The organism is Bacillus cereus group sp. N21, assembly GCF_016483395.1.
GTDB classification, from domain to species: Bacteria; Bacillota; Bacilli; order Bacillales; family Bacillaceae_G; genus Bacillus_A; species Bacillus_A pseudomycoides.
The window spans coordinates 21742-33987 of record NZ_JAEHBX010000054.1; the positions used below are offsets into that span (position 1 = coordinate 21742).

Consider the following 12246-nt stretch of genomic DNA (forward strand, 5'->3'; position numbering starts at 1 on the left):
AGTCACTCCTATCCCCCCATACTAACTCTAGTATTCCTCTTTTCAAAAAGAAAAATCAAAATTTGGCACTTCCACCTGCTTTGTTTTTGGAAGTGCGGACAGTTGAATATCTTCTAGCTTCACATCTGGATTTTGGATAATAACATCAATGATTTCCATAAAATATCTTTGGAAGTTACCCATCGTTTCTGCTGTAAATAACTGTGTAACATATTCCCAATCAATTATTAACCTGTCTTTCAATTCGTATATTTGCATGTTTAAATCAAACATAACAAAGTGCTCATGCTCTGTAGACAAACGAACATTTCCACCAAGGAAGTTCATTTGGTATAAGTCGATATTTTGTAAAGCGATCATGGTGTTAAAGAGTGGATTACGATTGTATTGACGATCCTTTACCACTTCATTTACCAATTTTTCAAATGGATACTCTTGATGCTCAAATGCATCCATACTTCGTTGTTTAACTTCACGCACAAAGGCACTAAAAGATAAATTTGGTTGAGGATAATTTCTAAGACATAACGTGTTTACAAACATCCCCATAACATTTTCTAGGCCTGGGTAATTCCTTCCTGATACTGGTGTTCCTATTACAATATCTTCTTGTCCTGTAATCTTCATAAGGAACACATTATAAATTGAGACAAGCACTTGAAACAGAGTAGCTTCCTGCTTCAATGAGAAGTGGCGCAAGGCTACCGTTTGCTGTGCATTAATTTCAAAAGACAAAATCTCACCAGATAAATCAAGCTTATCCTGCCGTTTTTGATCAGTGGGTAGCTCTAAAGTTGGTGCCGGTTCTTTGAAGACATCTAGCCAAAATCTTGCTTGTGTCTCTTCTATTTCTTGTCTCCGCTCTTGATTCATCCATTCTGAATAGTCTTTGTACTGTATATAGAGTTCAGGAGGGATTTTCCCTTCATACAATGCTTGCAATTCTTTAAAGAAAATGGTTAAAGAGAATCCATCAGTAATAATGTGGTGCATTTCTATGAAAATTTTGTGGGTTTTGTCTTCCATCTTGACCAATGCCACTCTTAACAACGGGGCTTGAGATAAGTCAAATGGTCGCATAAATGAGACTTCACGCAGGGCTTCTTCGGACTCATAATATTCCACATCCAACACAACCTGCTCCCAAACCTTTTGGTATACTTGTTCACTCGCATATACAAACGAAGTTCTCAATGACTCGTGGCGCTCAATCATTTGTTGCAATGCCGCTTTAAATCTTGCAATATCTATCCCTTGTTCAAGCATCACAGTAATTAATATATTGTAGTTAGTAAGTCCAGAACTCATCTCTTGCTGTGTATATATACGTCCTTGTTGCGGAGACATTGGGTAATACTCTTTTGCTTGTGCAACTGGAATCGTGAATACTTCCTGATGAATATCATTTCCAATCTGTTTCGCCATAATTTCTATTGTTGGATTCTGAAGGAGACTTGTTAAAGAAAGGCGGATTCCGAATTCCTTCTGAATATAAGCATGCAAGAGTGTAGCTGATAAAGAGTTGCCTCCTAAGTCATAGAAGTAATCGAATACACTGACCTTATCCATACCTAAAGCTTGTTCCCACAACTGGACCAATTTCTTCTCTGTTTCATTCCTTGGTGCTGTATATTCAACATTAACTACTTCATGTTGGGAAGGTTCTGGCAATGCTTTTCGATCAATTTTACCGTTTGCATTGAGCGGAAACTCTTCTAACTGTAGAAAATGGCCCGGCACCATATAAGCTGGTAAAGACTGACGAAGATACTCTCTTACATCTTGATGATCAACCTCAACTTCTGCTGAGGTTGTGTAAAAGGCGCAGAGATATTTTTCCCCACTCTTTGGATTCTCTTTTGCCAAGACAACTGCCTCTCTAACTGCATAATGGCTCAACAATTTACTCTCCACTTCACTCAGCTCAATTCTAAATCCTCTAATCTTCACTTGATGGTCAACTCTTCCCAAGAACTCTATGTTCCCGTCAGAAAGCCATCTTGCCATATCACCAGTTTTGTATAATTTTTCAGTTTTATTAAAAGGGTTTGTTATAAATTTTTGCTTTGTTAGTTCTGGTCTGTTAAAATAGCCACTTGCTAAACCATCTCCACCAAAGCACAATTCACCCACCACTCCAATCGGCTGTACCTGATTGTACTTGTTTAAAATATAAGCTTGTGTGTTTGAAATTGGCTTTCCAATGGGAATACTACCTTCAAAATGTCTCTCTATCTCATAGGTCGTTGAGAAAGTCGTATTCTCTGTAGGCCCATAACCATTAATGATCTTCAGTTGTGGACACTCTTCTCTTACACGGTTGATATGCTTTGGCGATAATGCATCTCCACCTACAATCAAATACTCCATTGAGGCAAAGAGGGAAACATCTTTGTCTACTAATTGATTAAAAAGTGGTGAAGTAAGCCACATTGTATTAACAGGGGTTGTTGCAATTGTTTGTTTCAATAGTGTAGTATCCAAGATCCTTTCCTTGTCGACCAAGTATAGAGTCCCCCCATTTAACAAACTTCCCCAGACCTCAAATGTAGTCGCATCAAATCCAAACGCACCAGTTTGTAAAATTCGTATGTCTGAAGAAAAAGGAATATAGTTAGTATTTTTGACCAATCGAATAACGTTACGATGACTAATACACACACCTTTAGGCGCACCGGTTGTACCTGATGTATACATTACATAAGATAAATCTCCAGACTGGTTCTTTACTTCAGGATTAGGGATGCTCTCACGAGTTAAAGACAATTGGTCAATACAGATAATTTCCCCAGCAAATACGTTAGTCTTGGCCAAATGAGAAGTTGTCAGCAAAAGCTTAGTTTGACTATCCTTCAACAAGAAGGCAATTCGATCACTTGGGTATTCCAGGTCTATTGGAAGATAGGCCCCACCTGCTTTTACCACTGCAAGCATACTAATTACCATTTCAAGTGAACGTTCAAGCATTAAACCGACTAATTGATTAGGCTGAATCCCCTGTTTACGTAATAGCTGTGCAAGGTTATTGGCTCGCTGATTCAGTTCAGCATAGGTCAAGTTCTCACCATTAAAAGAAACAGCTATCTGGTCAGGAAACTTCATCACTTGCTCTTCATATAACACTTGAATTGTCCTATTTTTAGGATAATTCGTTCTATTTTGGTTAAATTCAACTATTATTTGTTGTTGCTCCTTTTGGGATAAAATGTCGATCTCTTTAATCGGCTTAGAAGTATTTCTAACTATCTCACTTAATAATTTGACAAAGTGCTGCACCAGACGTTCAATTGTTTCTACTTTAAACAGATTCGTACTGTATTCTAGGTCAAAAGAAATACCATTACCTGTTTCTATAGCAATTAGGGTGAGATCCACTTTGGACGTCTTAAAATCAAAATTGTATGGCCTTACCTGTGCCTTTCCTAATGATAGTTGACTGTCCTCCATGTTTTGCAACACAAACATGACATCAAATAATGGATTTCTACTAACGTCTTTCTGCAGGTTAATCTGCTTAATTAGCTCTTCAAGTGGATAATTTTGATTCTCGTATATACATAAAGATTCCTCTTTAATAAGACTTAATTGCTCTGCAAAGTTCTTTTCTGGATCAATTCTTGATTTTATGGCAAGTGTATTGGCAAACATTCCTACAGTCTCAGCTAAATCTGGGTGTTGCCTATTTTCAATTGGGCTCCCTACAATAATTGTTTCTTGACCCGTATACCGACTCAACAACATTTTAAAAGTCGTTAACAACGTCATATAAAGAGTCGCTTGACTATCCCTTGCCACCTCGAGTAATCGACCTGTTAACTCCCCGTTAATTTCAAAAGAAACTTTTGCTCCTTCAAACTTCTGTACGTCAGGGCGCTTAAAATCCGTTGGAAGATTCAGTGTTGGGATTTCATCTGAGTAACTCTCCAACCAGTATTTTTCTTGACCAGTAAATGTATTGTCTTCTAACTGTTCTTGATACCATTGAGTATAATCTTTGTATTGGATAGGGATAGGTTGCAAAAATTCTCCCGTGTACAATCGAGATAACTCATTGATTATGATATTAGTAGATACACCATCAGCAATAATATGGTGATAATCCAGAATAAAAATGGATTGATAGTCATCTATCTTTACAAATTTGGCTCTAATTAAAGGAGCTTGTGATAAGTCAAAAGGTTTTACAAATTGACGTATTAGTGCGTCAACCTCTTTTTCTTCTACCTCAGCATAATCTAAGCTAAAAGGTACCTCGTCGTGTATGATTTGAACTGCTTCATTATCTTTTATCATAAAGCTTGTTCGGAAGCTTTCATGGCGTTGAATGAGTGTTTGTAAAGCTTTTTCTAGATTGACGATATCTAGTGCACCTTTAATTTTAAACACATTAGGAATGTTATAATTAATTGATGCCGGATCAAGTTGATTAAGCATATACATTCTTTTTTGGGCAGAAGACAGGGGATAATAAGGTTTTTTACTTGCTTTCGGAATAGGCTTATATTCCCCCTTGCCTTCTTTACCCATTATGTAATCCGCTAGAAGCCTTATCGTCGGACTCCCAAAAATGATATGCAGTGGAATACTTACTTGCAATGCCTTTTGAATATTCAATCTCAAACGAATCGCCTTCAGTGAATGTCCCCCTAAATTAAAGAAATTATCATGGATGCCAATTCGCTCTATTCCAAGTTCCTCTTTCCACAATTCAGCTAACGTTTGCTCAATTTCATTTTGAGGTGCAACATACTCCAGATTGTTTTCAATTTGCTCAGGCTCTGGTAATTGTTTGCGATCTAATTTACCGTTTGGTGATAATGGAAAGCTGTCCATTATCACCAAACGATCAGGAATCATAAATCCCGGTAAAATGTCCTTGAGGCTCTCTTTTAATTCTTGCTCTGTTACTACCTTTTCAGGAACAACATAGCCACATAGATACTGTTGGTGCTTCTTATCTTGACGAGCAATGACTACTGCATTTCTAACCTTCTTGTGCTCACGCAGTTGATGCTCTATCTCCCCCACTTCAATCCGAAATCCTCGAATTTTAACTTGATGGTCAACCCGTCCGATATATTCAATATTTCCATCAGGAAGCAAACGAACTAAATCTCCTGTACGATAAAGACGATCCTCTCCCTCAAACGGATGTTCAACAAATTTTTCAAGTGTTAGCTCTTCTCTATTTATATAGCCTCGTGCCAACCCTACTCCAGCAATACACAACTCGCCTATTTGTTCAGATGGCTGAGGACGCAATTTTTCATCTACAATATATAATCGAATATTATCAATAGGCTTACCAATTGGCACCATACCGTCCATCTCTTTACTAGAACAATCGTAGAAGGTCACATGAACAGTAGCTTCTGTCGGTCCGTATAAATTAATTAATTGAGTATTATAAAGAGCTTTAATATGATCATTGAACGTGTCTACACTATTCTTTTCTAAAGCTTCTCCAATTGCAAAGACTCGCTTAAGGCTAGATAAGTTTCTATCTTTATCAGAGTCATTGACATAATCTAATAAAAGATTTAATAGCGAAGGTACAAAGTATATGGTCGTGACCTGATGTTTTTCAATTGCCTTAATAACCGCTTCTGGATCTTTTTCTCCTCCTGGTTTAAGTAAACACAGCGTTGTCCCTGCAAACATCCACCAAAATAACTCCCATACAGAGAGATCAAAAGATATGGATGCTTTTTGCATCACTACATCTTCTTGGTTGATTGGATAGACTTTCTGTAGCCAGTTAAGACCGTTAATCATTGAACGATGTTCCACCATAACTCCTTTAGGATTCCCTGTGGAACCGGAGGTATAAATAACATAAGCTAAGTCGGAAGAAGAGCCAATAGGTCCTAGATTTTCATCATTCGAGTCGTATGAAGCTTCATCATTTAAATCAATCGTAAGGTATTGATTATCGAAGGAAGTTAAAAATTTATTTTGCACTAGTGCAATCTTTGCTTGACTGTCATTAAGAATGTAATTAACACGAGCCTGGGGATAGGTCGGGTCTATTGGTACATAAGCACCACCAGCCTTTAAAATCGCACAAATACCAATCATCATCTCTAATGAACGTTCGGCCATAATTGCAACAAGGCACTCAGGTCCAATCCCTTTGGATCTAAGTGTTCGTGCTAATTGATTTGCTTTCGAATTAAATTCTTGATATGTAATATCGATGCCGTCTCCTATAATTGCCACTGATGTTGGAGACTTAGCGACATTCAACTCAAACTGTTCGGTAATTTTAATTCCAGTGTTAAAATCAGCTTGAGTGTTATTAAGATGTAAATTGGATATCTTATCCCTCATATTTCATCCTCTACTTTGCAAAATTTTTTTTATAACTCTCAATGCAATTTACATATCCTTTTTTAGCGCTCAGTAATTCAAACTGCGGAAGCAAACATGATCACCATCCCCAGTTTGAATTACTTTGCTAAATGCGTATAAACTGACTGATTTGAAAAATAAGAAATGATTGAATTGATTACGATCCATCTTTTATATATATAGTTTTTAAAATGGAGAATGCTTTTGATTTTTACGCATTCTGAAGTTCACAAAATGTTCTTTTGAATTGAATAGAATATAAATATTGTATTTCTCTAATTCATCAAGACGGTAACCTGGCGGTTTTCCGTACGAATGACCTGGATACACTCGTACATGCGGAGCTACAGTCCTTTTTATACGTTGAAAACTCTCATACATCTGTCCTGGGGATCCTCCCTCTTTATTGCACATTCCACATCCTTCAATGAAAACAGTATCGCCAGTAAAGATAGCATCTGAAAGGAGAAAGCAGCTCCCACCCGCAGTATGCCCAGGAGTGACTAAGCATTGGATACGGGTATTCCCCAAAAATAGGATTTCCATATCCTCAAAGCATGTTAATTTTGGGGCATGAAATTGGTAGTAATTGCATTCTATACCTGACATATACACTGATGATCCATACCTTTCAACTAAAGGTTCCACCATATTCACATGGTCAAAATGGGAGTGTGTCAGCAAAATAACAGAGGGTTTAACCCCTATTTCCTCAAAACGAGATGTAATCAAATCCAAATCCCATCCTGGATCAATGATTGCCGTTTTACGAGTAACGGTGTCCACAATGATATACATGTAGTTGGGGAGTATAGGAGACCCAGCATTCAATTGATAGAGTTCGTAGGTGCAATTTTTCATACTTTATTCCTCACAATGGCAGTTTCGCCTTATAATGAATAAGCTTCATACGCGTACTCATTAGATTCCTCAAAGAAGGCGTAAAACACTTAGAAGTTAGGCGCAGTTTCTTAAACAGAATTCGTTTAAAGGACGATTAGCCTGGGTATGTATTGTAAGTTTCTTTAAATCTAATAACTTATGTTTTTTCATAATTTTCACTAAAAAAGTTTTTCTTGAAGCAAGTAATTTAATCTAATCAAAATTTTACAAGATAATTTATTCGAAAAAAACAAATTATCAGAATATACGGTAAGTAAGTTAAATTATACACAATAGAAATGAATTTAATAAAGATTTTTTTTTCGCCAAAACTCGACATTATTTTAATAAATATATATCAAAGGGTTAAGTCAACGATTCGAGAAATGAAGGATCACATCTGAATTTCTTCCAAATCATCAACTTAACACAATGGTTTGTTATTGTTTTTTTGTATTGTGTCAAACCATAAATCATATAGAAATCGGGAGTAAGCCGGAGTAACAGAAAGATTGAATATTAGTGTAATAAGGACGATTTTTGTTTTATGCCCCGAACAGAAAAAACTGAACTTGAGATAACTTATCTAAATTCAGGATTTTGTTGTGTTTGATGGTTCCTTGAAATAGGACTTATTATAAATTAATATATAAATATCCAAATTATAAAATTCTTAAATAATAAGATATTGTCCCTGTTAGGATAAACATTAATTTCCCTTTTCCAAATAAAACGACTCATCAATAACTACCGAGGAACGGACAGATGGATGAAACGTTTACTACTTGGTTCTATAATTCTATTGATCTCGTTAAGCACACTTACTGGTTATTGAGATAACGCTCACCAAGAATCTTTCTTTGGCCATCTTAAAGATGAAGCCTCTATTAAAGCATATACAACTTTAGATGAATTAAGAAATCAAATTAAACAATATATGATTTACTACAATCACTACAGATACCAATGGAATTTAAAAAAGATGCCCCCTAATGGTATTATCCCCTCATAGTAGACAGCTGAAAGAAAGTTACTGTACTGTTTATTATGGAGGGGATTTTTGATGGGGAAAATAGGAAGAACTTTTTCGATTGATTTTAAAATGAAAGCTATTGAAATGTACTTACATAGAGGAACGGGTAGTAAATTAATTGGAAGGGAATTAGGAGTTACATATTCAGTTATAGACCGATGGATTAAAAACTATAATAATGAAGGGATTCTAGGCCAACAAGAAAAGCGAGGTAAATCTAGGAAAACTAGACAAACAAATGCAATAAATCAAGAGGATAGAATAAAACGATTAGAAGCAGAAAATGCATACTTAAAAAAGCTCTTAGTTGCGAAAAAGGGGATGAGGTCAAAAGAGATAAACCAATAGAATACGAGATTACTCATACATTAAAGTATATCTTTCCAATTGTGTTGCTTTGTGAAATTGCAGGGGTCTCAAGAAGTGGGTATTACAAATGGGAAAAAAGAAAAACGAATCCCTCTGAAAAGATGAAGGAAGACCAATTGATTATGTCAAAAATAGTGGAATGTAAATAAAATCCTAATTTAACATTGACGGCACTAACTGTGTGATCTCACTTTTTAAAATCATTCCTCTCTCCTATTACTACTTCTATTTTTATGTATCGCTTAGATACAATATATTTTTTAATTCACACAAAATCCGTAAGCAGTAGTAAAAACCTCACTCTATTTTAGAATTTTGATTAACTTTTTTCACTCACTTAAGCACATTTTCTCAGCCTTTTCTAATTCAAAAGGAGGTCGAGCAATAAGATCCAAACTATTACTATCAAGATCATCAAAATAAACTGTGGCATGCACTTGATTTGGAAATATACTGGGTTCCGTTCCAAAACCTGTATATAATCACTGAAATCCCAGCCATATAGTCATTAAAAAACCAGCTATCTACTGGTATTTTCATACATAACATTGAATTGGAAGACTTTATATGGAGAAGCGGGCATGATAGGGTGGATTGCCTTGTGAAGTCCTTTTGGCTTCGTTCTTTGCAAGAATTCATGCCCGTAGAGGCTCCATGTCAAGCCGGAACAATAGAATCTTGGTTTAATGATATGTATAATCATTCAATTAGGTGGTACACATTCAAATGATAATGTGGCTGGATTTTTAATGCTTAAATACATCAAAACCTTCTCTCACTGTAGTTCCTTGATTTCTTCTTAAGAATAAGATTTAATTAGATTTCCATCTTTATCATGAGATTTCATAGATGGTTTCCCATCATTAATTAATGTTTTTTGTGGTTGTTCATTATTTACCGTTTCTTTGGTATTAGATTCAAGAGTGCCCTCAAACGCTGTGCTAGTAGGTAATAATAAAGATGTAGAGAATTCCAGTACAGAAGATTTAGACAAATATTTTCTTTGCATAAACAGCCTCCTCGTATATTATTGGTATAATACCCCTACCATACCTTAAAAACATTGTATGTGTAAATGTTTTTCTGAATATTCTAACGAAAATATTTTGAGAACATTTTTACGAATTTTACGAGGATAATAGGAATAAGGACCACAAGAGAAAATATTTGATACAATTCTCTAATCATAAAAAATCCCCCAACCTTGACCATAGTTTCTCCACTCCGTATCATCAGGTAGCATAGTTAAAAAAAATAAACCCATTCGGGTTTATTCGGCATGCGTACTTTTAAAACATCTGAACACGAACCTATACGGTCTGTCGTGAGAGTGGTGATGACACACCGCAATCTTTCACGTCAGCGATACCAGAAATGGACTTCGCCTTTGGTAGCAAGAATCCCACTGACGTTATTTAGCTTGCTCCTTTAGGGGTGGGAGTGTCAAATCTTGCAATTTTTGTTTAAGTTCCATTATAAATTAGTTATATTATTAACTAATACCTCTTGAACAATTTCTGACATGTTTTTAATAATAACTTTCTTTGGAAACCGATTAGAAGTTGCACATACAGATAATTTGTAATTAGAATCTATTTGATATTGCGTAAAAAAATAAGAAGAATAAAGATCATCATGTTTAACGATAATACCTTCCTCCTTATTTTTTTTTATTACAAAAGAGTTTAAAGGAATCGAAAGACCCTTTCCTATTGCTTTTATATAACTTTCTTTTAATGTCCACAGGTCATAAAAATAATCAATTTTCCCAACCGATGACCTAGTATTTAAATCTTCTACTTCTTCATCTGAAAAAAAATGCGAAATTACTTCTAAGTTTATAGGACATATTTGCTCAATATCTATACCTACAGGAAATTTATCTACAATACAAACAATCCAATCTCCTGAGTGCGAAATATTAAAGAAAAAATGATTACTTCCTTCCCAAAAAGGTTTACCATACTTATTGTAATCATACTTAATATCTTGATTAAATATTTTATATTGCTTACAAATCACAGATCGTATCAAAATATCACCTAACAAAGATCTATAAGCGTCTTCTTTTATTACATAACCATCTATTTTTTTCTTTTTTTCCGCAGACACCAAATTTAATAAGGTATTATATCTATTTTCATCTATAAATTGTGGCTTTTTGATCGCATAAATATTAATCATTTTAAATGCTCTCTCACTCTCTATACGATACTATTTAATTTCTTATAATATTTTCAATATACACCCTTTCTAAAATAAAATTCTATCTTTACACATTGCATTTTAAATCATTAATTATTGCATTTTGGATAAAGTCTTGCTGACTATGAAGAAAAAAATGATCTCCTTCTACCATACGTACTTGATTAAAGCCTGTTGTAAGTTCTCCCCAAGCTTTTAGGTTTCTCTCATCAACTCTTACATCCTGTAATCCACCAAAAGCAGATATAGGACAGGTTAAAAGACTCCCTTTTTTATAAAGGTACGTATCACAAACTTCAAAATCCCCACGCAAAATTGGCTCGTATATCTCCATTAATTCCTTATTTCCAAGTACTTCCTTAGGTGTACCATTTAGGTTACTCAATTCTTGAAGAAATTGCTCTTTAGGAAGGTTATAAATAGTTCGGTGAATATTTTTTAAATGTGGAGCCGCTTTTCCTGATACAAACAAGTGAAGTGGAGAGACCTTCTCCTCTTTCACTAAAGTTCTTGCTAATTCAAAAGCAAGGAGTGCTCCCATACTATGACCAAAAAAAGCAAATGGCTCATTCAAATAAGGCTGTATTCCTTGTTTTAGCCCCTCTACCATTTTGCTTACCGAACGTGATATCTCCTCCAAAAAACGTTTGTCTCTTCCTGGTAGTTGAGCAATATGTATTTCAATATCAGCAGGCAGTGTCTTTTCCCATCCCCGAAATATCCTACTTCCCCCTCCTGCGTATGGAAAACAAAAGAGCCTTAGTTTAGGCTGATTCCGCAATAAAGGACAAGTAAACCAGTTAGAATTATTTATCTGTTGCATCATGTTATTTCTCCTTATCTAAGTTATAAATCCAATAACATTATATATTAATAAAATTTAAAATAATATATAAATTTTATATATTCAAAATCTATATCGAATAATATAGTATTCTTACAGAAAAATATATAATGACATTCAAGATTAATTAACTATAAGAATATGAATTTCATATTATAACTATAATTCTTGAATATATGTAAATGGGGTTTTCTTATCTTTTTTACTTATATGATACAGAAGTTAGTTATGGAAAAATTAAACAAACGTTTGTTGAAATATTTTAGTTATGAGGGGTCCCACCACACATCCATCAACTTAAGGTATATTTTTATACAAAATGCGGTCTTTCCATATAGTTTTTTATTATCTTTTATAGATTTTATAAAAGTGGGCATATCAAATAAACCCTGACGGGTTTCAATTTTTTTACTATGCTACTTTATGATTAGAAGTGGTATACTCATAAACAACACCCAAAACATACTAAGATTAGTAGTGTAAACGGTTCTGGTGCAAAAACTTTAATCCAGTTGTAAGCAACCTCTAAAACTTGGATATACTGATACTATTACTCTTAAAA

The 12246-nt window shown here is 34.8% G+C and carries 6 protein-coding genes and 1 pseudogene; 2 read left to right on the forward strand and 5 right to left on the reverse strand.

Annotated elements, in window-relative coordinates; genetic code table 11:
* Window positions 1-42 precede the first annotated feature (42 nt).
* Both JDS96_RS22850 and JDS96_RS22855 read right to left on the reverse strand, forming a co-directional pair.
* Window positions 43-6330: a non-ribosomal peptide synthetase gene (locus JDS96_RS22850; RefSeq protein WP_199668093.1), complete on the reverse strand. Its 6288-nt coding sequence runs from the start codon at window positions 6328-6330 to the stop codon at window positions 43-45.
* A gap of 207 nt (window positions 6331-6537) precedes the next feature.
* On the reverse strand, window positions 6538-7212 hold the full coding sequence (locus JDS96_RS22855; RefSeq protein ID WP_199668094.1) for an MBL fold metallo-hydrolase: 675 nt from the start codon (window positions 7210-7212) through the stop codon (window positions 6538-6540).
* 856 nt (window positions 7213-8068) lie between these two features.
* Between JDS96_RS22855 and JDS96_RS22860 the strand changes: the two are divergent.
* Together JDS96_RS22860 and JDS96_RS22865 are read left to right on the forward strand one after the other, a co-directional pair.
* A pseudogene (locus JDS96_RS22860) lies at window positions 8069-8245 on the forward strand (IS3 family transposase); the annotation flags it as partial.
* A gap of 51 nt (window positions 8246-8296) precedes the next feature.
* Complete coding sequence (locus JDS96_RS22865; protein WP_199668095.1) at window positions 8297-8614, forward strand: transposase; 318 nt, start codon at window positions 8297-8299, stop codon at window positions 8612-8614.
* 820 nt (window positions 8615-9434) lie between these two features.
* Here the strand turns inward: JDS96_RS22865 and JDS96_RS22870 are convergent.
* From JDS96_RS22870 to JDS96_RS22880, 3 genes are all read right to left on the reverse strand, one after another.
* Complete coding sequence (locus tag JDS96_RS22870) at window positions 9435-9644, reverse strand: hypothetical protein (RefSeq protein ID WP_199668096.1); 210 nt, start codon at window positions 9642-9644, stop codon at window positions 9435-9437.
* A gap of 464 nt (window positions 9645-10108) precedes the next feature.
* Window positions 10109-10819: a 4'-phosphopantetheinyl transferase family protein gene (locus JDS96_RS22875; protein ID WP_199668097.1), complete on the reverse strand. Its 711-nt coding sequence runs from the start codon at window positions 10817-10819 to the stop codon at window positions 10109-10111.
* 88 nt (window positions 10820-10907) lie between these two features.
* A complete protein-coding gene (locus JDS96_RS22880; protein ID WP_199668098.1) occupies window positions 10908-11666 on the reverse strand; it encodes a thioesterase II family protein in 759 nt (252 codons plus the stop codon).
* Between the last annotated feature and the right edge of the window lie 580 nt (window positions 11667-12246).